Genomic DNA, 24,116 nt, shown 5'->3' on the forward strand with positions numbered 1-24,116 from the left:
GCCGGCACGGCTCCGTCTGCGGGAGTGGGCTGCGGCAGCCGGTTAGCGTCTGCCCTGGCGAGCTGCTAGCCTGGTGTAACGACCGGCTGGGCAGCTATGAGCCCGGCCCACAAGTGGAGGCTCCGATCTCCCACCTGACCATCCTCCGGGACGGCAGGTCACCGGTCAGGTGGCGCCCATCGTTCCGTACGGACGATGGAGCCACCCGATGCGCCCCGCGGTTGACCGCGGCGGTGTTCCGGTTTTCCAGGAGCCCCGCCTGTGTCCCGTCGGGGCATTTTTCTTGGCCCTGTGCGGTTGGTCTCACAAAACAGACGTTACGTGGCTGTCCGCCAGGCGGCCGCGTGGTGCTACCGAGGAGGATCCATCAGCGCCGAGCCCCGCATCAACGACCGGATTCGCGTTCCCGAGGTGCGACTTGTCGGTCCCAGCGGCGAGCAGGTCGGGATTGTTCCGCTTGCCAAGGCCCTGGAACTCGCACAGGAGTACGACCTCGACCTGGTCGAGGTGGCGGCGACCGCCCGTCCGCCCGTGTGCAAGCTCATGGACTACGGGAAGTTCAAGTACGAGTCGGCCATGAAGGCCCGTGAGGCGCGCAAGAATCAGGCGCACACGGTCATCAAGGAGATGAAGCTCCGGCCGAAGATCGACCCGCACGACTATGACACCAAGAAGGGTCACGTCGTCCGGTTCCTCAAGCAGGGCGACAAGGTCAAGATCACGATCATGTTCCGTGGTCGTGAGCAGTCCCGCCCTGAGCTCGGCTTCCGTCTGCTCCAGCGTCTCGCTTCGGACGTCGAGGAACTCGGCTTCATCGAGTCGAACCCGAAGCAGGACGGCCGGAACATGATCATGGTTCTGGGCCCGCACAAGAAGAAGACCGAAGCCATGGCCGAGGCCCGTGAGGCCCAGGCCGCCCGCAAGGCGGAGCGTCAGGGTTACACCCCGGACGCCGAGGCTGCTGCGGAAGAGGCTGCCGAGGCTCCGGCCGAAGCGCAGCCCGAGGCTTCGGCCGAGACACCTTCCGAGGCGTGACCTCAGGGGCCGCCATCCAGGCGGCCCCGGGTCCCCTCGGAATCCCCACCAAGATCTGACGCCCCTGCTGCCCGGTGCCTGCACCGCGAGGGGCGCCACTTACGAGGAGAGAACGGCGCGATGCCGAAGAACAAGACGCACAGCGGTGCCAGCAAGCGCTTCAAGATCACCGGCTCCGGCAAGGTGCTCCGTGAGAAGGCCGGCAAGCGCCACCTGCTCGAGCACAAGTCGTCCAAGAAGACCCGCTCGCTGACCGGCACGGTCGTCGTGGCTCCGGCCGACGCCAAGAAGATCAAGAAGCTTCTCGGCAAGTGAGGTTCGGCCCCCGGTGAATCCGGGGGCGCGACCTCGATCACACCGGGACCAATTCGTTTCCGGGCTGGGTGAGTCGATACCGTGAACACCAGCCCCGCTACAAGGAGTTAACAAGTGGCACGCGTCAAGCGGGCAGTCAACGCCCACAAGAAGCGCCGGGCAATCCTCGAGGCCGCCAGCGGTTACCGCGGTCAGCGCTCGCGCCTGTACCGCAAGGCCAAGGAGCAGGTCACCCACTCCCTGGTCTACAACTACAACGACCGCAAGAAGCGCAAGGGCGACTTCCGTCAGCTGTGGATCCAGCGCATCAACGCCGCTGCCCGCCAGAACGGCATGACGTACAACCGCCTCATCCAGGGTCTGAAGGCCGCCAACATCGAGGTGGACCGCAAGATCCTGGCCGAGCTCGCGGTCAACGACGCCAACGCGTTCGCCGCTCTCGTCGAGGTTGCCCAGAAGGCCCTCCCGAGTGACGTCAACGCCCCGAAGGCCGCCTGATCCAGGGCACACTTCTTGGCTTTTGAGCCGGACCCGCAGGCGCTCGTCGTCTGCGGGTCCGGTGCGTTGCACCCCTTGTTCCGTACCTCCGCACGCAGAGAGGCCCGCTGCCGACCATGGCCACCCCCGAACTGATCTCCCCGCGATCGCCGCGCGTCGCCGCCGCCCGGCGCCTCGCCCGGCGCAATTTCCGGGGCAAGGAGCGACGGTTCATCGCCGAGGGGCCGCAGGCCGTGCGCGAGGCCGCCGAACACCGCGGCAGTGACGGTGAGCCGACCCTGCTGGAGCTCTTCGCCACCGTCGAGGCGGCCGAGCGGTACGCCGACATCATCGACGCCGCCCACGCGGCCGGCGCCCGGGTGCACCTCGCGGACGGCGACACGCTCGCCGATGTGTCGCAGACGGTCACCCCACAGGGACTCATCGGCGTCTGCCGGTTCCTCGACTCGCCGTTCGAGTCCGTCCTCGCCGCGAAGCCCACCCTCGTCGCCGTCCTCGCGCACGTACGCGACCCCGGGAACGCCGGTACGGTGCTGCGCTGTGCCGACGCCGCGGGCGCCGACGCCGTCGTCCTCACCGACGCCTCCGTCGACCTCTACAACCCCAAGTCCGTGCGTGCCTCGGTCGGCTCGCTCTTCCACCTGCCGGTCGTCGTGGGCGTACCGGTCGAGCAGGCCGTCCAGGGGCTGCGGGACGCGGGCGTACGGATCCTCGCCGCCGACGGCGCGGGCGACGACGACCTAGACGACGAGCTCGACGCGGGCACCATGGGCGGTCCCACCGCCTGGGTCTTCGGCAACGAGGCGTGGGGGCTGCCCGAGGAGACCCGGGCGCTGGCCGACGCCGTCGTCCGGGTGCCGATCCACGGCAAGGCCGAGAGCCTCAACCTCGCCACGGCGGCGGCCGTCTGCCTGTACGCCTCGGCCCGCGCCCAGCGCTCCCGCCGTACCGCCGGCTGACCGGCCCCGCACCCCGCCGACCGGCGCACCGCAGCAGTGCGCCCCCACAGGGTGTCGCTCCGTCACCGACGACTAGTAGGGTGACGAACTCGGGGGCCCACTGCGCCGGTTCGAGAGGTGGGGTACGGGAATATGTCTGTCGGCATGAGCGGGCCGCGCGAGACACACGCGGTCGGCGTGCGCCCCGACCGGGGTCCGGACGGTGGAAGCACCCCGGCCGACGGCGAGGGCAACGGCCCCGCGGAGGACACCGTCGCATCCGGCATCGACCCGGACGACCTCCCCGACGGACTTGTCATCGCCGACAGGACGGGCCGGGTCATCTGCTTCAACGCGGCGGCCGCCCGGATCACCGCCGTACCCGGGACCGCCGCACTCGGCCGCCCGCTGGAGCACGTACTGCCGCTCGAGGACCTCAAGGGCCGACGCTGGTGGGCCCTGACCGACCCGTACGGCGGCCTCGCCACCCGGGTCGGCCAGCCCGAGCGGAACCTGCTGCTTCCCGGCGGTCACGAGGTCCTCGTCGCCGCCCGGTACGTACGTGAGTACCCGACCGGTCCGGTACGCAGGCTGGTGATCAGTCTGCGCGGCACCGAGGCCCGTCGCCGCACCGAGCGCAGCCACGCCGAACTGATCGCGATCGTCGCCCACGAACTGCGCTCCCCGCTGACCTCCGTCAAGGGCTTCACCGCGACGCTGCTGGCCAAGTGGGAACGGTTCACCGACGACCAGAAGCGCCTGATGCTGGAGACCGTCGACGCCGACGCCAACCGCGTCACCCGGCTCATCGCCGAGCTGCTGGACATCTCCCGGATCGACTCCGGCCGCCTGGAGCTGCGCCGCCAGCCGGTCGATCTCTCCGCCGCCGTGGAACGCCACATCCAGGCCCTCACCGCGAACGGCCAGGCGCCCGACCGCTTCCTCGTCCGCACCCGGCAGCCGCTGCCCGCAGTGTGGGCCGACCCGGACAAGGTCGACCAGGTCCTCGGCAACCTGCTGGAAAACGCGGTGCGCCACGGCGAGGGAACCGTCACCATCGAACTCGCACCCGCACCCGCGAAGAGCGACGAGAAGGGAACGGCCGTCACCGTGAGCGACGAAGGCCCCGGCATTCCCGAGGAGTCGATGGGCCGCGTCTTCACCCGCTTCTGGCGGGGGAGCAAGCGCGGCGGTACGGGGCTGGGCCTCTACATCGTCAAGGGCATCGTCGAGGCGCACGGCGGCACGATCACGGTCGGCCGCGGCCCCGGCGGCGGCGCAGAATTCCGATTTATTCTGCCCGTGGCGGCTCCGGCCTTTCTGAAATAAGAGAGTCTGCGAAGCAATCAGGCAGGGCGGCGGCGGGCGACGGGAGGGCCTGAGCAGCCCGCGGGCTTCCTCCACCCCTCGTGGCCTTTAGACTCGACCTTTGGCACCTTTGCGTCCTCCAGTCGTCGAGCGGGGCCACGGGGGTCCGGGGGTATCCCCCGGTAAGAGCAGTACCAGCCAATCGGAAGCACGGGAAGAGATGTCGGCACCGAACAAGTCGTACGACCCAGTCGAGGTCGAGGCACTGAAACCGGAAGAGATCGAGCGCATGCGGGACGAGGCGTTCGCCGCCTTCGCCGCCGCGGGCGACCTCGACGCGCTCGCCCAGGCGAAGACCGCGCACACCGGTGGTACCTCGCCCCTGTCCCTCGCCAACCGGGAGATCGGCGCACTGCCGCCGCAGGCCAAGGCCGAGGCGGGCAAGCGCGTGGGCCAGGCCCGCGGCGCCGTGAGCAAGGCCCTCGCCGCCCGTCAGGCGGAGCTGGAGACCGAGCGGGACGCCCGTGTGCTGGTCGAGGAGGCGGTGGACGTCACGCTGCCGTACGACCGCACCCCGGCCGGTGCCCGCCACCCCCTGACGACCATCATGGAGCGCGTCGCGGACGTCTTCGTGGCCATGGGCTACGAGGTCGCGGAGGGCCCCGAGGTCGAGGCGGAGTGGTTCAACTTCGACGCCCTGAACTTCGTGCCCGACCACCCGGCCCGGCAGATGCAGGACACCTTCTTCGTCCAGGGCACCACGCCCGACGGGAAGCCGACCACGGGCGACGAGTCCGGCATCGTGCTGCGTACGCACACCTCGCCGGTCCAGGCCCGCACCCTGCTCGACCGTGAGCCGCCCGTCTACGTCGTCTGCCCCGGGCGGGTCTATCGCACCGACGAGCTCGACGCGACGCACACCCCGGTCTTCCACCAGATCGAGCTGCTCGCCGTCGATGAGGGCCTCACCATGGCGGACCTCAAGGGCACCCTCGACCACATGGTCCAGGCGCTCTTCGGCCCGGAGATGAAGACCCGGCTGCGGCCGAACTTCTTCCCGTTCACCGAGCCGTCCGCCGAGATGGACATGGTCTGCTACGTCTGCCGCGGCACGTCCGTCGGCAACCCGGACCGCCCCTGCCGCACCTGCGGCAGCGAGGGCTGGATCGAGCTCGGCGGCTGCGGCATGGTCAACCCCAAGGTGCTCATCGCCTGCGGCGTCGACCCCCAGAAGTACAGCGGATTCGCCTTCGGGTTCGGCATCGAACGGATGCTGATGTTCCGCCACAACGTCGAAGACATGCGAGACATGGTCGAGGGTGACGTCCGGTTCACCCGGCCGTTCGGGATGGAGATCTGATGCGCGTCCCGCTTTCCTGGCTGCGGGAGTACGTCGACCTGCCGGCGACGGAGACCGGCCGTGACGTACAGGCCAAGCTCGTCGCCGTCGGTCTGGAGGTCGAGACCGTCGAGCACATCGGCGCCGGCCTCAAGGGCCCCCTGGTCGTCGGACAGGTACTGACCATCGAGGAGCTGGAGGGCTTCAAGAAGCCCATCCGCTTCTGCACCGTCGACGTCGGCTCCGCCAACGGCACCGGTGAGCCGCAGGAGATCGTCTGCGGAGCCCGTAACTTCGCCGTCGGCGACAAGGTCGTCGTGGTCCTCCCCGGCGCCGTGCTGCCCGGCGACTTCGCGATCGCCGCACGCAAGACGTACGGCCGGACCTCGCACGGCATGATCTGCTCCACCGATGAGCTCGGCATGGGCGACGACGGCACGCACGGCATCATCGTGCTGTCGCCGGAGCACGAGGTCGGCACCGACGCGATCGAGCTGCTCCAGCTCGTCGACGAGGTCCTCGACATCGCCGTCACTCCCGACCGCGGCTACTGCCTCTCGATGCGCGGCGTCGCCCGTGAGACCGCCATCGCGTACGGGCTGCCGCTGCGCGACCCGGCTCTCCTCGACGTGCCCGCGCCGAACGCGTTCGGCTACCCCGTGAAAGTGGCCGACCCGATCGGCTGCGACCGGTTCACCGCGCGCACCGTCGTCGGCCTGGATCCCGAGGCGCGTTCCCCGATCTGGATGCAGCGCCGGCTGCAGAAGGCCGGGATGCGCCCGATCTCGCTCACCGTCGACATCACCAACTACGTGATGCTGGAGCTCGGCCAGCCGCTGCACGCCTACGACCGCACCCGTATCGACGGGCCGATCGGGGTGCGCCGCGCCCAGCAGGGCGAGAAGCTCACCACGCTCGACGGCACGGTCCGCGTCCTGGACGCCGAGGACCTGGTCATCACCGACAACCGCGGGCCGATCGGCCTCGCGGGGGTCATGGGCGGCGCCAACACCGAGATCGCCGACGCCCAGAACGGTGAGAACACCAGCACCCAGGTCGTCATCGAGGCCGCGCACTTCGACGCGATCTCGATCGCCCGGACCGCACGCCGCCACAGGCTGTCCTCCGAGGCGTCCAAGCGCTTCGAGCGGGGCGCCGACCCGCAGGCCGCGGCCGCCGCCGCGCAGCGCACCGTCGACCTGCTGGTGCTGCTCGCGGGCGGCACCGCCGAGGCCGGCGTCACCGAGGTCATGGCTCCGTCCGCGCCCCGCACCATCGTGATGCCCGCGGACCACCCCGACCGGGTGGCCGGTGTCGCGTACGGCCGCGAGACCGTCGTACGCCGCCTCCAGCAGGTCGGCTGCGACGTCTACGGGCAGGACGAGCTCCTGGTCACCGCGCCGTCCTGGCGGCCCGACCTGAGCGAGTCGAACGACCTCGCCGAAGAGGTCATCCGGCTGGAGGGGTACGAGAACCTCCCGTCGACACTGCCGACGCCGCCGTCCGGGCGCGGGCTCACCGACCGCCAGCGGCTGCACCGCAGGGTCGGCCGGGCGCTCGCCGGAGCCGGCTATGTCGAGGCGCTGAACTACCCGTTCATCGGCGATGCGGTGCTGGACCAGCTCGGATTCGACGCCGACGACGCCCGCCGCCGTACGGTCAAGCTCGTCAACCCGCTCTCCGACGAGGAGCCGGCGCTGCGCACCACGCTGCTGCCGGGCCTCCTCGGCGCGCTGCGGCGCAACGACGGCCGCGGCAGCCACGACCTGGCGCTCTTCGAGACGGGACTGGTCTTCCGGCCGACCGGCGAGGAGACCGCGGCCGTACGGCTGCCCGTCGACCACCGTCCCGGCGACGAGCAGATCGCCGGGCTGAACGCCACGCTGCCGCGTCAGCCGCGCCGCGCGGCGGTCGTTCTCGCGGGTGCCCGCGAGCAGGCCGGCTGGTGGGGCAAGGGCCGCCCGGTGGACTGGGCGGACTCCATCGAGGCCGCTCGTGCCATCGCCCGCGAGGCGGGTGTCGAGCTCACCGTCCGCAACGACCAGCACGCGCCGTGGCACCCCGGCCGCTGCGCCGCGCTGTTCGTCACGGCGAACGAGGCGGAGGCCCTCGTCGGGCACGCCGGTGAGCTGCACCCGGGCGTCATCAAGGAGCTCCACCTGCCGGAGCGGACCTGCGCCATGGAGATCGACCTCGACCTCCTGGAGCAGGCCGTCGACGGCGCGCTCCAGGCGCCGCGGATCTCCACCTTCCCGGTGGCGACCCAGGACGTCGCGCTGATCGTCGCGCAGGACGTGCCCGCTGCCGACGTGGAGCAGGCGCTGCGGGAGGGCGCGGGTGAACTCCTCGAATCGCTGCGGCTGTTCGACGTGTTCACCGGCGAGCAGATCGGCGAGGGCAGGAAGTCCCTGGCGTACGCGCTGCGGTTCCGCGCGCCGGACCGCACCCTGACCGTCGACGAGGCCACGGCCGCCCGCGACGCGGCGGTCGCGCTGGCCGCGGAGCGGACGGGCGCGGTGCTGCGCGGCGCGTAGCGCGCCGACGGCGACCGGCCATCGCGGCCGAACCGGCCGCAGAAGGCGAGGAGGGGGCGTATCCGGCCAACGGATACGCCCCCTCCTTCTGTGCTCGCCGAACGGCGGGGGACCGCACGCGGGCCCCGGCCCGGCCCGGGGGAACCCGGTTCCGGTCCGACCCGCAGCCACCCTCCGATCAGTGGGCAGTGGGTCGTGCGATCCGGCGTCGTCCGCGCTGCCACGGAGTGTCGGGCAGGTTGGCAGAGCGAACGACGCGGGTGCGGGTCGTCAACTGTACGAGGGGGAGCAGACGACCCGGCCGCCTCTTGCGAGGCGACTGATTCAACCGATTCGTACCCCGGCGCACCAGAGTGCGCGGCGGGACGGTTCGGGCATTCCGTTCACACCCCGTGTGAAACGTGCTCCACTGGGGCGACAGGCCTTAGGAGGGGCAATGGAGCCCAACATCCTGCTCGAAGCCCTCATCGACGAGGCGGGCGTCTCCCGGGCAGGTCTTGCCGCGCACATCAATCAGGCGGGGCGTGCCCGCGGACTGTCCCTGCGGTACGAACACACGGCCGTGGCCCGCTGGTTGAAGGGCCAGCGGCCCCGCGGACAGGCGCCCGACCTGATCTGCGAGGTGCTCGGCGACCGGCTGCGCCGACCGGTCTCCCTCGGCGACATCGGCATGGCGACCTGCGGCGGCGGGGGCACGGTCGTGCCGGGCTCGACGCTCACCGGCTTCGTCGAGCGGGCCACCGCGTTGTGGCGCTCCGACGAACAGCAGCGCCCGCACGTCCTCGCCGCGGCCGCCGTCACCGGTACGACAGCGGTGATGCCCGTGTGGGAGTGGGAGAACCCGCCCGAGGACGCCGATGTCTCCCGTGCCGGTCCGACACGCGTCGGCATGGCCGACATAGTGATGCTGCGTGCCGCCCGCGCCCACTACGAACTGATGTACCGCAGGGCCGGCGGCATCGCGACGCGTTCCCGCATCGTCGGCTTCCTCAACGCCGAGACCGCCCCGCTACTGCGCGGCAGCTACAACGACGCGACCGGCCGCCGGCTGCACCGGGCGACCGGCGGGCTGGTGGCCGTCGCGGGCATCTGCGCGTACGACTCCGACGCGCACGGTCTCGCCCAGCGCTACTTCCACCAGGCGCTGCGGCTGGCCAAGGCGAGCGGGGACCGGGGGCTCGGCGGGTATGTGATCGCCCTGCTGGTCAACCAGTCGCTGTTCCTCGCCGACTACCGGCAGTCCGTCGCCTTCGCGGAGGCGGCGCTGCGGGCGGCGGGACGGCACATCACGCCCGCGCTGGCGGCCGATCTGTACGCGATGCAGGCGAAGGCGTACGCACACCTCGGCGACGGCCACAGCGCCCTGGAGTGCATCCGGCGAGCCGAGTCCGAGGCCGAGCGCATCCGCCCCGGCCATGAACCCGACGAGACGGGGTACGTCGAACCGGGCCTGGTCAATGTGCAGGTGGCGGAGGCCCTGCTCAGCCTCGGCGATCTGCCGGGGGCTCGGGAGCACGCCGCGGCGGCGGTCAGTACCCCGGCGCACGACCGGGGCCGGGTGCACCGGCTGGCCATGCTGACCCATATCGAGCTGCGGCAGGGGGAGGCGGACCGGGCGGCGGGCACGGCCGCGGAGATGGCGGAACAGGCCCGGGGGATGGAGTCGCAGCGGCTGCGGGACCGGCTGAGGGCGGTGCGCGAGGATCTGGTCGGGAGCGGCTGCGCCGACGCGGAACAGGCCGCCGAGCTGATCGACGGGGCGTTGCGCGTACCGCTGTGAACGTACGGAACGTACGCCGGGAACGTTCCCCTCCGGCGCTGCTCCTGCTGCCATGTTGCCACCAACGTGTCGGAAGGTGGCAGAACTGTGCAGTGGACGAATCTGAACGAACAAACTGTGTATGAGAACCGCTGGTTCCGCGTCAATCTGGCGGATGTCGTTCTTCCAGACGGCCGTCACCTCGATCACTACCTCGTCCGGCTCCGGGCCGTCGCCGCGGCGACCGTCGTCAACGAGGCCAACGAGGTACTGCTGTTGTGGCGGCACCGCTTCATCACCGACAGCTGGGGCTGGGAGCTCGCCGCCGGTGTGGTCGAGGACGGCGAGGACATCGAGGCAGCGGCCGCCCGGGAGATGGAGGAGGAGACCGGCTGGCGCCCGGGCTCGCTGCGGCCGCTGCTGACCGTGGAGCCGTCGAACGGCCTCACCGACGCCCGGCACCACCTCTACTGGGCCGAGGAGGCGACCTGGACCGGCCCCCCGCAGGACGATTTCGAGTCGTCGCGCCGCGAGTGGATCCCGCTCAAGCTGGTGCCCGACATGATCGCCCGGGGCGAGATTCCGGCCGCCAACATGGTGGCCGGGCTGCTGATGCTCCATCACTTACGGATCGGGTGAGGCGCGCAGCCCACGCGATCGGGGCCGGCCGGGACGTCCCCGGCCGGCCCCGCAGGCGGTACGACGACCGGCAGGTCAGGAGTACGGGTAGAAGCCCGAGCCCGTCTTGCGGCCGAGCCGGCCCGCGTCGACCATGCGCTGGAGCAGCGGGGGAGCGGCGTACAGCGGTTCCTTGAACTCGGCGTACATCGAGTCGGCGACCGAGGCCACGGTGTCCAGACCGATGAGGTCGGAGAGCTTCAGCGGGCCCATCGGGTGGGCGCAGCCGAGCTCCATGCCGTTGTCGATGTCCTCGCGGCTGGCGATACCCGACTCGAACATCCGGATCGCGGAGAGGAGATACGGGATCAGCAGAGCGTTGACGACGAAGCCGGAGCGGTCCTGGGCGCGGATCGGATGCTTGCCCAGCACGTCCTGCACCAGTGCCTCGGAGCGCCGGACCGTCTCGTCGGACGTGGTCAGCGCGGGGATCAACTCGACGAGCTTCTGCACCGGGGCCGGGTTGAAGAAGTGGATGCCGATGACCTGGTCCGGGCGGGAGGTCGCCACAGCCAGCTTCACCAGCGGGATGGAGGAGGTGTTGGAGGCGAGGATCGCGTCCTTCCGGGTCACCACCTGGTCGAGCACCTGGAAGATCTCGGTCTTGACCTGTTCGTTCTCCACGACGGCCTCGATCACGAGATCGCGGTCGGCGAACTCGCCGAGGTCGGTGGTGAAGCTGAGGCGGCCGAGTGTCTCGTCGCGCTCCTCCTCGGTGATCTTGCCGCGTTCGGCGGCCTTCGAGAGGGAGTTGTGGAGCCGGGTGCGACCGATCTCCAGCGCCTCGCCGGTGGTCTCGGCCACCATGACGTCGAGTCCGCTGCGGGCGCACACCTCCGCGATGCCTGCGCCCATTTGGCCACAGCCCACCACTCCGACGCGTGCAATGTCGGCCATAGAGTCCGTCACCTCGTGCCTTTCGCTGGTCTCCGTTCGGCGGGCTCCCGTCTGATTCCGGTCCCCGCCTCGACCCCCCGACGTTACTCCGCGGCCTACGGGTCATGACGGGCCGGGGCGGGCATGCTCTGCGTTACCCCCGATGCCGGGGTGACGGACGAGGACACAGAGACGGCAGGTGCAACGAAATGCGGCAAATGGCCCGAAGGGGCTTTGTGGCGGGTGCGGCCGGGGTGGTCGCGGGGATGATGGCCTCGGTCGCGGGTGCGGCCGAGGCCGTCGCCGTACCGCGGGAAGTGCCGGTTCCGTCCGGGGCGGGTGCGCCGCCCGGGCCGGGTGTGAGCCTCCCGCGCGTCGCCCGGCGCGAGATGCGCGGTATGTGGGTCGCCACCGTCGCCAACGTCGACTGGCCCTCGGCGCCCGGCCTGACGGCGGCGGCGCAGCAGGCCGAGCTGATCGCGTACCTCGACGAGGCCGTCGCCCGGCGGCTGAACGCCGTCGTCCTGCAGGTCCGGCCGACCGCCGACGCCCTGTGGCCGTCCCCCTACGAGCCGTGGGCCCAGTACCTCACCGGCGTCCAGGGGAAGAACCCCGGCTGGGACCCGCTGGGCACCGCCGTCCACGAGGCGCACCGCCGCGGCCTGGAACTGCACGCCTGGTTCAACCCGTACCGGGTCGCCAACCACACGGACCCGTCCCGGCTGGTGCCCACCCACCCGGCGCGGCTGCACCCCGACTGGGTCCTGCCGTACGGCGGGAAGCTCTACTACAACCCCGGCCTGCCCGAGGTGCGCCGCTTCGTCCAGGACGCCATGCTCGACGCGGTCCGCCGCTACGACATCGACGCCGTCCACTGGGACGACTACTTCTACCCGTACCCGGTCGCCGGACAGATCTTCGCGGACGACGCCACCTACGCGAAGTACGGCGCGGGCTTCCCGGACAAGGCCGCCTGGCGCCGCGACAACACCGACAAGCTGGTCCGCGAGATGTCCGCGGGGATCAAGAAGATCAAGAAGCACGTCCAGTTCGGGATCAGTCCGTTCGGTGTCTGGCGCAATGCGAGCACCGACCCGCTCGGCTCGAACACCAGGGCAGGGGTGCAGACCTACGACGACCTGCATGCCGACACCCGAGGCTGGGTCAAGAAGGGCTGGATCGACTACATCTGTCCGCAGATCTACTGGAACATCGGCTTCGCCGCCGCCGATTACGCCAAGCTGTTGCCCTGGTGGGATGCGGTGGTACGGGGCACGGGCGTCGACCTCTTCGTCGGCGAGGCGCTCTACAAGGGCGGTGACCCCGCCCAGCCCGCCGCCTGGCAGGACCCGGCCGAGCTCTCGCGCCACATCGACCTCGCCGCCCGCTACGACCAGGTCCGCGGGCATGTCTACTTCTCGGGCAAGGACGTGGTCACCGACCGGGCCGGCATGATGGCGCGCGTCGTGACGGACCACTACCGCAACAGAGTGCGCCCTCCCCGCTGACCCGAGGGGTCCGAGGCGGAGGGGGCGCACTGAGGGGTGGCGCGGTCGGGGCGGTGCTGTGTGCCCGGGGAACCTACGGGGTCTCCGGGCCCCGGTGCCGGACCACGGTGTGCTGGACGATGGTGTCGGGACCTGGCGAAACCAGGTGTTCGTGTCCGTCCTCGGAGCGGACGCGGTACGGGGGAGCGCCCTTGTCCCCGAGCACTTCGACGATCTCTGCGACCCGGTCGTGCTGCCCCACGGTCCTGCCGTGCGTCAGCAGCCGGTCGCCCGCCTGTGCCTCCATCTGGAGTGACCTCCTCACGGGTGACGGTCCATGTCGACAAGTCTATGACCGGATCCGCCCGCGCACCGGGCGTACCAGTGTCTCTTTTCGGCTCGGGCGGGAACCGGGCGCGGCCCCGGCCGCCGTGGCGCGTGCGTCCGGGCCGTCGTGGGCCACGCCGGAGACCCCCTGGCGCCGCGCCCCCGACCGCTGGGTGGCCGCGATGCAGACGAGCACGGCCACCGCCGCCACCGGTACGGCCGCCGAGACCTTCTCGCCGAGGAGCAGGAACGACCACACCAGAGTCAGCAGCGGCTGCGCGAGCTGAAGCTGGCTCGCCCGCGGGACCCCGATCTCCGCCATGCCGCGGTACCAGACGTACAGGCCGACGAAGGTGGAACCCGCCGCCACCCAGACCAGGCCGATGACCCCGTGCGTGGTCAGTCGCACCGGCTCGAAGGAGAGCGCGACCGCCGCGCCCGCCACCATCAGCGGCGCCGCGAGGACCAGTGCCCAGCCGATCACCTGCCAGCCCGGCATGACCCCGGCCAGCCTGCCGCCCTCGGTGTACCCCGCCGCGCACACCAGCAGCGCACCGAACAGAAAGAGATCGCCGGAGGAGAGCGCGCCGCCGCTCTGCTGCACGGTGAACACGATCACCACGGCCGCGCCGGTCAGTGCCGCGATCCAGAAGGTACGCGGCGGACGCAACCCGGTCCGCAGTGACGAGAGGACCGCCGTGGTCAGCGGCAGCAGCCCCACCACCACGGCCGCGTGCGAGGAGGTGGAGGTCTGCAGGGCCAGCGTGGTCAGCAGCGGGAACCCCACCACCACACCGCCCGCGACGACCGCGAGCCCGCCCCAGTGGCGGCGGTCGGGCACCGGGACCCGTCCCGCAAGCAGCACGGAGCCGGCGATCAGTGCGGCGAGCAGGCTGCGCAGAGTCACCAGGGACCAGGGGCCGAAGCTCTCCAGTCCCCAGACCGTGGACGGGAAGGTCAGCGAGAAGGCGACCACGCCGAGCCCGGCGAGCAGTGTGCCGCTCCGGCCCGCCGATGGGGCAACCGCTGTCGAAGGGTAGGTGACCGCTATCGATACCTGACGGGTAGCGCTATCCTTTGCTGTCATGCAAGAGCGTAGCAGCGTTGCTGAGCTGGTGAGTTCCCTTCGAGGCGAACTGAACCGCTACTCGCCTGGTGGGAAGCTGCCGTCCAGCCGGGCACTCGTGGAGCGATATCGGGTCAGTCCGGTGACCGTCTCCCGGGCGATCGCGCGGCTCGCCGCCGAAGGGCTCGTCGTGACCCGCCCCGGCTCCGGCGCCTTCCGGGCGGAGCCCCGTACCGACGTGTCCCCGCCCGGCGACACCTCCTGGCAGGAGGTTTCCCTCAGCGGCGACGGCGGACCGGAGGTCGTGCCACGTACCGTCGACGCGTCCGGCGTCCTGGTCACGCTCGCCGCACCGCCGCCCGGCGTCATCGAGCTGAACGGCGGCTACCTCCACCCCTCGCTCCAGCCCGAACGGGCGCTCGCCGCCGCCCTCGCCCGGGCCGGGCGCCGCCCCGGAGCCTGGGGCCGTCCGCCCACCGACGGGCTCACCGAGCTCCGTGCCTGGTTCGCCCGCGAGATCGGGCCTTCGCTCACCGCCGCAGACGTACTCATCACCGCGGGCGGCCAGAGCGCCCTGGCCACCGCTCTGCGCGCCCTCGCCCCGCCCGGCGCCCCCGTCCTCGTCGAATCGCCCACCTACCCGGGCATGCTGGCGGCCGCCCGTGCCACCGGACTGCGTCCCGTCCCGGTCCCGGTCGACGCCGACGGGGTCCGCCCCGAACTGCTGGCCGCCGCCTTCCGCGCCACGGGCGCACGCGTCTTCGTCTGCCAGCCGCTCTTCCAGAACCCCACCGGCGCGGTCCTCGCCCCGGACCGCCGGCGTGAGGTCGTCCGGATCGCCCGCGAGGCGGGGGCGTTCGTCGTCGAGGACGACTTCGCCCGCCGTCTCGTCCACGACGACGCGGGCCCGCTGCCCGCGCCGCTCGCCGCCGACGACCCCGATGGCGTCGTCGTCCATGTCTGCTCACTCACCAAGATCACCTCGCCGAGCCTGCGGGTGGGTGCGCTGGCCGCCCGCGGACCGGTGCTGGAACGGCTGCGGGCCATCCAGATCGTCGACAGCTTCTTCGTCCCGCGCCCGCTCCAGGAAGCCGCGCTCGAACTGGTCGGCTCCCCGGCCTGGGGTCACCATCTGCGTTCCGTGCCGACGGAGTTGAAGAACCGGCGGACCGCCATGACGACCGCCCTGCGGCTCGAACTGCCCGACCTGTCGCTCCCGCATATCCCCGCGGGCGGCGGCAGCCTCTGGCTGCGGCTGCCGGATGCCGAAGCCGGCCCCGACGAGGCGGCGTTGGTATCGGCCGCCCTGCGCGCGGGCGTCGCGGTCGCGCCGGGCCGCCCGTACTACTGCGCCGAACCCCCGGCCGCCCAGGTGCGGTTGAGCTTCGCCGCGGTCGCCGGGGCGGGCGAGATCGCCGAGGGCGTACGACGGCTGCGCACCGCCTGCGACGAACTCTTCGCCGCCCCCGGCCGCCGCGACCTATCCTCCGGGCATGGCTGACATTCTCCAGGAGCGTTACGAGATCTCGTCCGACCCGGCCCGGCTGGACCTGGCCCGGATCCACCACTGGCTTTCCACCGACGCCTACTGGGCGCTCGGACGTACCCGCGAGAAGCAGGATCTGGCCATCGCTGGATCGCTCAACTTCGGTGCGTACGACACCACTTCAGGGGAGCAGGTCGGCTACGCCCGGGTGGTGACCGACCGCGTCACCTTCGCCTGGCTCTGCGATGTGTACGTCGACCGGCCGGCCCGCGGCCACGGGCTCGGCACCCGGCTCGCCGTCGCCGTGCGCGACCACCTCGCCCCGACCGGCATCCGCAGGCTCACCCTCGCGACCGATGACGCCCACGGCGTCTATGCGAAGGCCGGGTTCCAGCCGCTCAAGAACCCCGAGAAGTGGATGTACTTCCGGTTCGACCGTCCCGGAGCCGTCTGAAAGTCGCCCTCTTGAACTGGGCGGCGTCCGGCTCCACGCTCTCGGCCGTGAGTGTTCGAGTCTCGCCCGTCGCCGCGGCGCGCAGCTCTTCCCCGCTCGCCGAGCGCTTCGACGACGACGGCCGCTCGATCAGGCCGGCTGGCACGAAGTGCAGCTCGCCGCACGGGCGTTGATGCCCCTGGACGCCGCCGGACTGCGCTACTGCTCGCCGACCGCCCGCAGCCGCGCCACCGGCGAGGCGCTCGGCTTCGCCCCCATGGCCCAGCCCGCCCTGCGCGACTGCGACATGGGCCGCCGGCGCGGCTGGACCCTCTCCGATGTGGCGGCCCGCGAACCCGCCGCGGTGCACGCCTGGCTCGCCGGCCCGCGCTCTGCACCGCACGGCGGTGTACGAGGCGCTGTGACCCGGCGGCGGGCCGGTTTCCCGGCCTGCCGCGCGGTCACTTCACCGTGACGGCGTCACCGGTGAAGGGCCGGCGCCACCACGACCGCGGTGGCCACTGCTCCCACCGCAGCGAGCACGGCAATTCTTCTGCGCATGTCCCACCCCTGTCTCCCCGCCCCGTGGCGGGGGAAGACAGGGTAGCGATCAACCGTATGTCCGCGCGGTGATCAGACCCTGGGCGACACTGCCCGCGCTGTCACGGGTGGGCAGGACGCGTCGCGCACCAGGGCGGGCAGGGGCGCGGCGATCGGGAACAGGCCGGGCACGGCGGTCCTGCGGGTGCCCGCCCTGCTCGGCCTCGTCGGGCGGCTGGTTGTGTGGTTCTCCCGGAGAGGTGTGACCGGCCTACAGCCAGGGCGCGGCGAACCCTCTGTTCGGCATGGTGCGCACAGGGGCGGGGTCCGGACCCCCGGGACCGCGGCACACGGCCCTGGGAAGGTGTGCGCCGTGGTGGATCCGGGTGATGCGAACCGGGCCGCGTCGCGGCTCACGCGAGCTGCGTGGGCTCGTCCTGAAGCCCGGACCCGATCTGCTCCCGCAGCTCCAGTCCGTCCGCATGACCGTGCACCCGAACGGCCAGCTCGGTGGTGGCGCGGACCACTTCCTCCGGCTCGCCGGCGAGGGCGAGCGTGCATTTCGTCTCGCTGGGGTATTCCCGGCAGTCGGTGACCTTCCGCATGAGGGTACCTCCCTGCTCCCTTCCACTCTAGGGCGGAGGATCACGCCGGGGAGGGGGAGCAGGGAGGTGCAGACGCGCTCACAGCCGCATGGAACCGTCCGGCTTCAGTCGATGCAGCCGGTCATTCACCCTTGTGTGCGGCGACGACGAGCGTCATGGCCTCCGCGATGCCGGTCTCCGCGGCGGCCTTGTCGATACCGAGCCCGGTCAGCACGCCGTCGCCGTCCTCGTGCTCCAGCAGTGCGAGCAGGATGTGCTCCGTGCCGACGTAGTTGTGCCCCATCCGCAGGGCCTCCCGGAACGTGAGCTCCAGCGCCTTGCGTGCCCCGGCGTCGTACGGGATGAGGTCCGGGAACTCCTCGGCCGCGGGCGGCAGTGCCTCGGTCGCGGCCTGCCGGACGGCGTCCAGCGAGACGCCCTGCGCCTTGATGAACGCCGCGGCGAGCCCGTCCGGCTCACTGAGCAGCCCCAGCACCAGGTGCTCCGGACGCACCTCGTCGTTGCTTGCGGCGCGTGCTTCGTTCTGCGCCGCCATCACGACGTTCCGCGCCCGCTCGGTGAACCGGCTGAACCCCTGGCTGGGGTCGAGATCCGACGGTTCGCCGGGATCCTTGGCGACAAAGCGCTTCTGGGCCGCCTGCCGGGTGACGCCCATGCTCTTCCCGATCTCCGTCCAGGACGCCCCCGAGCGGCGCGCCTGATCGACGAAGTGGCCGATCAGGTGGTCGGCCACGTCGCCGAGGTGGTCGGCGGCGATGACCGCGCCCGAGAGCTGTTCGAGAGCGTCGGGGTGAACTTTCTTGATGGCTTCGATCAGTTCGTCGAGCCGTACCGGATTCGTCATGCGTACTGGATTCGCCATATGTCAACCGTAGGTTGACAGTCATGGGCTGTCAACCGCCGGTTGACGGTACGAGGAAGGGTGTGGCGACGCCCGGCCCTGCGGGCAGGTCGGTCGGCCCGCTGCTCGGCGAGGTCCAGCCATCGGCCGACCTCGCCCGGCGGGAAGTGGCGGATGGCCCAGTCCGTCATCCGCACCCGCGGCGCGGCGACTGTGCCTGCGCAGCGGCTCATGGAGGCGTAACCGGGGCCGTCGCTCCGCAGCTGGAGGCGGAGCGCGTCGCCGCGGACCCGAACGGTCTCGTCGGGCGGGCGGGCGTGGGCCGGAAGCGGGCGTCCGGCCCTTCGCTGACCGATCAGCGAAGGGCCGGGCGCCAGAGGGTCCCTCGTACGGTCAGAGGACGCCGGAGTCGGCGATGGTGACCTTGGCCCGGGTCTTGCCGCTCTGCGAGCCGTAGCCCTCGATCTTCTTGACCAGGTCCATGCTCTCCTGGCCGTCGACCTCGCCGAAGACGACGTGCTTGCCGTCCAGCCACGACGTCACGATCGTCGTGATGAAGAACTGGGAGCCGTTGGAGTTGGGGCCCGCGTTCGCCATCGACAGCAGCCCGGGCTTGTCGTGCGTGAGCTTGAAGTTCTCGTCGGCGAACTTCTCGCCGTAGATGCTCTTGCCGCCACGGCCGTCACCGCTGGTGAAGTCGCCGCCCTGCAGCATGAAGTCCGGGATGACCCGGTGGAAGGACGAGCCCTTGTAGCCGAAGCCCTTCTCGCCGGTCGCCAGCGCGCGGAAGTTCTCCGCCGTCTTCGGAACCACGTCGTCGAACAGGTTGAACACGATCCGCCCGGCGGGCTCGTCATTGATGGTGATGTCGAAAAAAACCTTGGTCGTCATGGATCCATCCTGACATCACCGCGGTCGGCCACCAGCGGACGGGGTGGTCCGAGCGCCGGATCGCCCAGCTGGTCCTCGAACGCGAGTGCGGTGCCGCGGGCATCGCCGACGGCCTGCCGATGGCCGGACCGTGGCCACGTGCTGCTGTACGGGGGCGAGGAGGGGCCGACGAACTCACGTCCACGGACAATGAGTTGACGCACGGATGAGTGGAGTCCCGCATCGCGGTCGGCGAACGGCGCACCCGTCGACGGAACACTGCCGACGGTGTACCGCGACGGAAGCGGCGGGTTCGCCCGCGTCCACGGGGCGCGGGACCGGACGGCTCTTGTGCTGCGCCCGGACGGACGACGCTGTCACCCGTTCGGACGGGCGCCTGTTGCCCGGCACGTTCGACGCCGTTCGTATGGCACTGGGCCTGCCGGCCGCCGGCCCCGCGCCAAGAGTCACCCTGCCCAGGAAGGGTCCGCCGATGCCAGATGTCACCGTCCATCGGCAAAGGCGTGGCGCCATGTGCGCTGCGGGGGTCCTGCTGCTCGCCTCCGCGGTCACGACCGGAGGTTCGGTCGTCGTCGAGTTGTCCGACGGGGGACCGTCCGCGGCCGGCGGGACGACGTTGACCTGGAAGCCCTGTGAGGGTGAGGGCCGGCAGGGATTCGAGTGCGCAATGGCGAAGGCGCCACTCGACTACGCCCGTCCCCGGTGGCGCACCGTCGACCTGGTGGTGATCAGGCACCGGGCCACCGCTCCCGGGCGGCGGGTCGGATCACTGTTCTTCAACCCCGGGGGGCCCGGCGGCCCGGGAACGGTGGGGCTGCCGTTGCAGTACCACAAGTTCCCCGAGGAACTGCGCGAGCGGTTCGACATCGTCAGTTGGGACCCACGCGGCGTCGGGCAGAGCACCGCCGTGCAATGTTTTGCCGGTGCGGAAGAAGCCGTCACATGGTTGGCGAATGTTCCCGCCTTTCCGGTCGGCACGAAAGAGCGCAGAACCTTCACTGCGGCCTACGCCGAGCTCGGCCGACGCTGTCAGAAGCGGTTTCCGGAACTGCTGCGTCATGTGTCGACGGCCGAAAGCGCCCGCGACCTCGACCGGTTGCGTCAGGCGCTCGGTGAGCGGCAGTTGAGGTACTGGGGTGTCTCGTACGGAACGTTGCTGGGGGCGACCTACGCAAACCTCTTCCCGTCCAAGGTCGGCCGCCTGGTGCTCGACGGGAACGTCGATCCTCGGGCCTGGGTCGACGACGGCTCGAAGAGCGAGCCGGAACTGAGCACCTTCCTGCGGCTGGGGTCCGATCTGGGCTCGGCCGACGCCCTGCGGGAGTTCCTGAGGCTGTGCGGTCGCGCCCCGGCGAGCAGTTGCGCCTTCTCCGCAGGAAACCCGGCAGCAACCCGCGCCAAGTTCACCGAGCTGCTGCGGCGCCTCCAGAAAAGGCCCGTGGGGTCCTGGACGTACGCGAGGACTGTCAGCGTGATCCGTGGCGGGCTCTACACGGTCCACCCCGCTTGGGCCGAGACGGCCCAGATGCTGCAGATCCTCTGGGAGGGCCGCATCCCGGAGGATCCGCCGACGCCTCCATTTTCCTTGAAGTATCCCGGTTTCGAGCAGACTCTCGGCGTACTGTGCGCGGAAAGCCCCAACCCCCGCGACCCGGCACACTACGTCGGACTCGACAAGCTGAGCACCGCGCGAGCGGGAGACCTCGGACACTGGTGGGCCTGGGCCAACGAGCCGTGCGCAACCTGGCCGGCCCGTGCCGTCAGGAACTACACCGGCCCCTGGAACAGGCACACCGCGAACCCCGTGCTCGTCGTCAATGCGACCTACGACCCTGCCACCTCCTATCAGGCAGGCAAGGCGATGGCCCGTGAACTCGCCGACGCCCGTCTGCTCACGCTCAACGGGTACGGTCACTCGTCACTGGACAATCCGAGCGGCTGCGTCGGCCGGCATGCGGCCCGCTACTTCCTCAGCGGTGTCCTGCCCCCCGTCGGCGCCACATGCGAACAGGACGTCCCTCCTTTCGCGACGGAGACACCGGCCGTCCGTGACGCAAGAGGCGGTACGGGCGCGAAGTGAGCTCCGGAACAAGGTAGGCAACACAGCCCTTCCCCGGCAGTGGGCCGACGCGCTCCGCGTACGGGGCCACGAGCTCCCGATGAGCGACAGCCGTCGGTGCCGGGGCGCCGAGGTGTGCCACTCGCAGGGCGGGCCGGGACTCAGTTGTCTGTTCCGGCCGCCCTGCGGCGACGACGGCTGTCCGACGACAGGATTTGGCTAGTGGCCCACTCGCGGGTTACCCGAGGTCGGGCTCCGGGCTCATGGAACGCACTTCCAGGCGCCACAGCGAGTAGCCCCAGCCGGTTGTCCGCTTGATGCCTTGCATCCGCACGTACCGGGCGGTCACCGGATCGAAGGTGAGCTCGTCCACGCGGGCGCCGGACGGCTTGTCCCGAACCGAGGCCACCGTCTTCCAGTTGGCGGCGTCGCCGGAGACCTGGATGTCGTAGTCACGACCGGAGGCGTTCTCCCAGTCGAGCAGGACACGCTGGACGGTCTGCGGGGAGCCGAGGTCGACCTGGATCCATTCACCGTCGCGGTAGGCACTGGCCCATCGGGTCTTGCCGTCGCCGTCGGTGGCGTTCTCCGGTCCCAGGCTCGCCACTTCGGTCGAGGACGCGGTGGTCGGCCGGTGCAGCGCCAGGTCCGGCACCTCGAAGACGCGCATGCTCCACAGGGCGTACCCGTTCTGCTTGTTGCCCGCCTGCGTGCCGACGAGCCGTACGTGCCGTGCCGTGACCGGATCGAACGTCAGAGTGTCGACTCCCGCGGCTTCGCGGCCGGTACGGCTCGCGACGGTGGTCCACTTCTCGCCGTCACGTGACACCTGGACCTCGTAGTCCCGCCCGTAGTCGGGTGCCCAGTCCAGCTCGACCTTGCTGATCGCGACCGGCTTGCCGAGGTTGACCTGCAGCCATGCCTCATCTCCTGGACCGCTGGCCCAGTTGGTGGTGCGCACCCCGTCGAAGGCCGCGGCCGCCTCACCGGCGGAGGCGGTCGCCTCCTTCCCCAGGCTCACCTCTCCCGACGCCGACGCGGCGAGTGTCGTGGAGACCTTCGTCAGCCCGGTGCCCACGCCAAGCTTGCGGACCGTGTCGAGGAAGGCGCTGTACGGCATATCGGCCTTGGCCCCGCTCCACATCTTCTGAGCCAGCGTGCCGAACGTGGGCTCGACCAGCCCGTGCACGTCCAGCTCCGAGTAGGTGGCCTCGGTCAGGTCGTTCCACACCGCCGACATGGCTCCGAGCAACTGCGGGTCACGAGGGGCCACGCTCTGCCCGCCGGGGAAGACATTCGGCTCCCACTGGTCATAGAGGTACTTACCGTCCAGCCCGTGGCCGTGGTAGTAGCCCGCGAACGGGACGATGTAGAGCAGGGCATCGTTGGTGTTGATGAAGGAGTAGCCGTCTTGCTTGAGCGCCTGCGGCCCGTACCAGCCGTTGTTCCAGCTGTTCATGGTCACGTCGCGGTCGTAACCGTCGCTGTTGGCCGCCATGACCGACAGGCTGCCCCAGGCCCGCGGCTGCTTGCCGAGCGCGCGGATGTGGGCGGCCATCTCGTTGAAGTAGACCTTGTAGCGGGGCTTGTCCACCGTGTACTCGTCGGCGCCGAAGTGCACATCGGGACTACGGAACCAGGGCACGAACTCGTCGAACACCGACTTCATGAACGCGGTGGTCTCAGGCTTGGACAGATCGAGGTGGTCGGACTGGCCGTCGTTGAGGCCGAGCGACGGGCGGAACCGGATGAACGCCAGCGAGTGGGCGGGCGCGTCGATCTCGGGGATGATCGTGACGCCGTTCGCGGCGGCGGTGTCCTCGAAGGAGTCCCAGTCGGCGCGGTCATAGGACCCGTCCTGGGAAGCCAGCCCGGCCAGCTCGGGGTTGTCGGTCTTGAGCCGGAAGCCGGCCTGCACCTCGCTCCAGGGCTTGCTGCCCTTGAAACCGTTGTCGTTGAGGTGCAACTGCAGCTGGTTGAGTTTGAACCAGCCCATCACCCGCAGGTAGTCGCGGATGTAGTCGGCGGTGAAGAACCGCCGCCCGACGTCCAGCATGAAGCCGCGGACTTTGTAGTTGGGCCAGTCCACGGCCGTGCCCACGGGGACGGAATCGCGGCCGTCGTCGAGCAGAAGGATCTGCAGAAGGCTGCGGGTGCCGTAGTAGACACCCTTCGCGGTCGGCGCCGCGATCGTCACGTTGTGATCGGTGGCCGTGAGGGTGTAGCCCTCCTCGGCGAACCGGGCGCCACCCGTCGCGTCGGCGAGGGAGGGATCGATCGACAGGACGATGTCGCCGTCCTGCGGAATCCGGGGGGACACGGCCGGCTTGTGCCCTGTCACCTCTTCGATCTCGGCGGAGAGTTGCGCGCCCTGGTCGTCGAGTTCGTCGGCCTGCTTCTTGACCAGCACGATCCGGCTGTGCTTGCGCAACTCGAACGAACCCGTTCCGCCCTCCCACTGCTGAAGAGCGGGCACCACGGCGGGTCGGGGGTTGACGTCGGTGTTCGCGGGGACGGGTTCGGCGCCTGCTGACGGCACTGCCAGGAGGGGCACGAACAATCCGAGCGCTATCGCTCTGACCAGTCGAGCAGCGTGTCTGTTTATGCGCACTGCAACCTCCGTTCGAGCGGAATTGAAGAAGGTATACCCGAGTTTCCAGTCGAGGTCTAGACCACTTGGTCTAGACCTCTTGGCTGCCGAGATCCTTCATACGAGCAGAGGATTTGGACTGGCAACAAGCGTGATCATCGTGATCGACCGACGGCTCCGCACGGGGATGCTGGAGCCGTGGAAGCTGAAGCCGGCAGGCACGCGGTGGGGAACCGGATACGTTCGCGCATATCGGCACACGCGATTGCCACGGCAGAACGGCCAGTTGCTGACCAGGCCGTCGGAGGCCTCACCGGTCTTCACACCGGGGCTGTGGCATCTGCCCGGAGGCGGGCTCGATCCGGGCGAACGGCCCCGCGAGGCCCTGGCGCGCGAGTTGTACGAGGAAACCGGGCTCGAACTCCTCGACGCCCGCCTCGTCGACGCGCGAACGTACAGGGCTCATCGACTGGTGCTGCTCCGCGGAAGTTCGTGGCCGCACCGCCCGGCA

21 protein-coding genes and 2 pseudogenes are annotated in these 24,116 nt (G+C 70.5%); 15 read left to right on the forward strand and 8 right to left on the reverse strand.

Going from position 1 to position 24,116, the window contains the following annotated elements; genetic code table 11:
• Positions 1–321: 321 nt before the first annotated feature.
• The 9 genes from infC to OH809_RS33935 all read left to right on the forward strand — a co-directional run bounded on the left by infC (position 322) and on the right by OH809_RS33935 (position 10,365).
• Positions 322–1,035: a translation initiation factor IF-3 gene (infC, locus tag OH809_RS33895; protein WP_384131276.1), complete on the forward strand. Its 714-nt coding sequence runs from the start codon at positions 322–324 to the stop codon at positions 1,033–1,035.
• 120 nt (positions 1,036–1,155) lie between these two features.
• Positions 1,156–1,350 carry a 50S ribosomal protein L35 gene (rpmI, locus tag OH809_RS33900; protein WP_030918579.1) on the forward strand — a complete coding sequence of 65 codons (195 nt, stop codon included), beginning with the start codon at positions 1,156–1,158 and terminating at the stop codon, positions 1,348–1,350.
• Between the two features lie 114 nt (positions 1,351–1,464).
• A complete protein-coding gene (gene rplT, locus OH809_RS33905) occupies positions 1,465–1,848 on the forward strand; it encodes a 50S ribosomal protein L20 (RefSeq protein ID WP_003970214.1) in 384 nt (127 codons plus the stop codon).
• Positions 1,849–1,964: 116 nt separating this feature from the next.
• Entirely contained in the window at positions 1,965–2,807 is an 843-nt protein-coding gene (locus tag OH809_RS33910; protein ID WP_406516006.1) for a TrmH family RNA methyltransferase, read from the forward strand.
• A gap of 132 nt (positions 2,808–2,939) precedes the next feature.
• Positions 2,940–4,115: an ATP-binding protein gene (locus OH809_RS33915; RefSeq protein ID WP_406417807.1), complete on the forward strand. Its 1,176-nt coding sequence runs from the start codon at positions 2,940–2,942 to the stop codon at positions 4,113–4,115.
• A 199-nt stretch (positions 4,116–4,314) separates the two neighbouring features.
• Entirely contained in the window at positions 4,315–5,454 is a 1,140-nt protein-coding gene (gene pheS / locus OH809_RS33920; protein ID WP_406516007.1) for a phenylalanine--tRNA ligase subunit alpha, read from the forward strand.
• Positions 5,454–7,967: a phenylalanine--tRNA ligase subunit beta gene (gene pheT / locus OH809_RS33925; protein ID WP_406516008.1), complete on the forward strand. Its 2,514-nt coding sequence runs from the start codon at positions 5,454–5,456 to the stop codon at positions 7,965–7,967. Before pheS ends, pheT begins: the two co-directional genes overlap by 1 nt.
• A gap of 436 nt (positions 7,968–8,403) precedes the next feature.
• Positions 8,404–9,747 carry a transcriptional regulator gene (locus OH809_RS33930; protein ID WP_406516009.1) on the forward strand — a complete coding sequence of 448 codons (1,344 nt, stop codon included), beginning with the start codon at positions 8,404–8,406 and terminating at the stop codon, positions 9,745–9,747.
• 87 nt (positions 9,748–9,834) lie between these two features.
• On the forward strand, positions 9,835–10,365 hold the full coding sequence (locus OH809_RS33935; protein WP_406417800.1) for an NUDIX hydrolase: 531 nt from the start codon (positions 9,835–9,837) through the stop codon (positions 10,363–10,365).
• Positions 10,366–10,440: 75 nt separating this feature from the next.
• On the opposite strand, the gene OH809_RS33940 is transcribed toward OH809_RS33935, so the two are convergent.
• A complete protein-coding gene (locus tag OH809_RS33940) occupies positions 10,441–11,301 on the reverse strand; it encodes a 3-hydroxybutyryl-CoA dehydrogenase (RefSeq protein WP_406417798.1) in 861 nt (286 codons plus the stop codon).
• Positions 11,302–11,489: 188 nt separating this feature from the next.
• Here OH809_RS33940 and OH809_RS33945 point away from each other — a divergent pair, with 188 nt between their 5' ends.
• Positions 11,490–12,788: a glycoside hydrolase family 10 protein gene (locus OH809_RS33945; RefSeq protein WP_406516010.1), complete on the forward strand. Its 1,299-nt coding sequence runs from the start codon at positions 11,490–11,492 to the stop codon at positions 12,786–12,788.
• Between the two features lie 73 nt (positions 12,789–12,861).
• Here the strand turns inward: OH809_RS33945 and OH809_RS33950 are convergent, their stop codons facing one another.
• Both OH809_RS33950 and OH809_RS33955 read right to left on the reverse strand, forming a co-directional pair.
• A complete protein-coding gene (locus OH809_RS33950; protein ID WP_406417794.1) occupies positions 12,862–13,074 on the reverse strand; it encodes a DUF1918 domain-containing protein in 213 nt (70 codons plus the stop codon).
• Between the two features lie 42 nt (positions 13,075–13,116).
• Complete coding sequence (locus OH809_RS33955; protein WP_406516011.1) at positions 13,117–14,181, reverse strand: DMT family transporter; 1,065 nt, start codon at positions 14,179–14,181, stop codon at positions 13,117–13,119.
• Between OH809_RS33955 and OH809_RS33960 the strand changes: the two genes are divergently transcribed.
• The 3 genes and pseudogenes from OH809_RS33960 to OH809_RS33970 all read left to right on the forward strand — a co-directional run.
• Positions 14,180–15,661, forward strand: coding sequence for a PLP-dependent aminotransferase family protein (locus OH809_RS33960; RefSeq protein WP_406516012.1), 1,482 nt, complete (start codon positions 14,180–14,182; stop codon positions 15,659–15,661). The two genes, OH809_RS33955 and OH809_RS33960, sit on opposite strands and share 2 nt — an antisense overlap.
• Positions 15,654–16,100: a GNAT family N-acetyltransferase gene (locus OH809_RS33965; RefSeq protein ID WP_406417788.1), complete on the forward strand. Its 447-nt coding sequence runs from the start codon at positions 15,654–15,656 to the stop codon at positions 16,098–16,100. The genes OH809_RS33960 and OH809_RS33965 overlap by 8 nt, the downstream gene beginning before the upstream one ends.
• 47 nt (positions 16,101–16,147) lie before the next feature.
• Positions 16,148–16,488, forward strand: a pseudogene (locus tag OH809_RS33970) (histidine phosphatase family protein); the annotation flags it as partial.
• 544 nt (positions 16,489–17,032) lie between these two features.
• Here the strand turns inward: OH809_RS33970 and OH809_RS33975 are convergent.
• The 3 genes from OH809_RS33975 to OH809_RS33985 all read right to left on the reverse strand — a co-directional run bounded on the left by OH809_RS33975 (position 17,033) and on the right by OH809_RS33985 (position 18,956).
• Positions 17,033–17,224, reverse strand: a complete 192-nt coding sequence (locus OH809_RS33975) for a DUF1059 domain-containing protein (RefSeq protein ID WP_406417786.1) — start codon at positions 17,222–17,224, stop codon at positions 17,033–17,035.
• A gap of 121 nt (positions 17,225–17,345) precedes the next feature.
• Positions 17,346–18,086 (reverse strand): Clp protease N-terminal domain-containing protein, encoded by a 741-nt coding sequence (locus tag OH809_RS33980; protein ID WP_406417784.1) that lies wholly within the window; start codon positions 18,084–18,086, stop codon positions 17,346–17,348.
• A 372-nt stretch (positions 18,087–18,458) separates the two neighbouring features.
• Positions 18,459–18,956, reverse strand: coding sequence for a peptidylprolyl isomerase (locus OH809_RS33985; RefSeq protein ID WP_406417782.1), 498 nt, complete (start codon positions 18,954–18,956; stop codon positions 18,459–18,461).
• Between the two features lie 511 nt (positions 18,957–19,467).
• On the opposite strand from OH809_RS33985, the gene OH809_RS33990 reads away from it, so the two are divergent.
• Entirely contained in the window at positions 19,468–21,036 is a 1,569-nt protein-coding gene (locus OH809_RS33990; protein ID WP_406417781.1) for an alpha/beta hydrolase, read from the forward strand.
• A 217-nt stretch (positions 21,037–21,253) separates the two neighbouring features.
• Here the strand turns inward: OH809_RS33990 and OH809_RS33995 are convergent, their stop codons facing one another.
• Entirely contained in the window at positions 21,254–23,569 is a 2,316-nt protein-coding gene (locus tag OH809_RS33995; protein WP_406417779.1) for a discoidin domain-containing protein, read from the reverse strand.
• Positions 23,570–23,792: 223 nt separating this feature from the next.
• Here OH809_RS33995 and OH809_RS34000 point away from each other — a divergent pair.
• Positions 23,793–23,987 (forward strand): annotated as a pseudogene (locus tag OH809_RS34000) (NUDIX hydrolase); the annotation flags it as partial.
• Here the strand turns inward: OH809_RS34000 and OH809_RS34005 are convergent.
• Positions 23,916–24,071 carry a hypothetical protein gene (locus tag OH809_RS34005; protein WP_406425468.1) on the reverse strand — a complete coding sequence of 52 codons (156 nt, stop codon included), beginning with the start codon at positions 24,069–24,071 and terminating at the stop codon, positions 23,916–23,918. The pseudogene OH809_RS34000 and the gene OH809_RS34005 sit on opposite strands and share 72 nt — an antisense overlap.
• Positions 24,072–24,116 lie beyond the last annotated feature (45 nt).

This window comes from Streptomyces sp. NBC_00873 (assembly GCF_045207415.1).
Classification (GTDB): Bacteria; Actinomycetota; Actinomycetes; order Streptomycetales; family Streptomycetaceae; genus Streptomyces.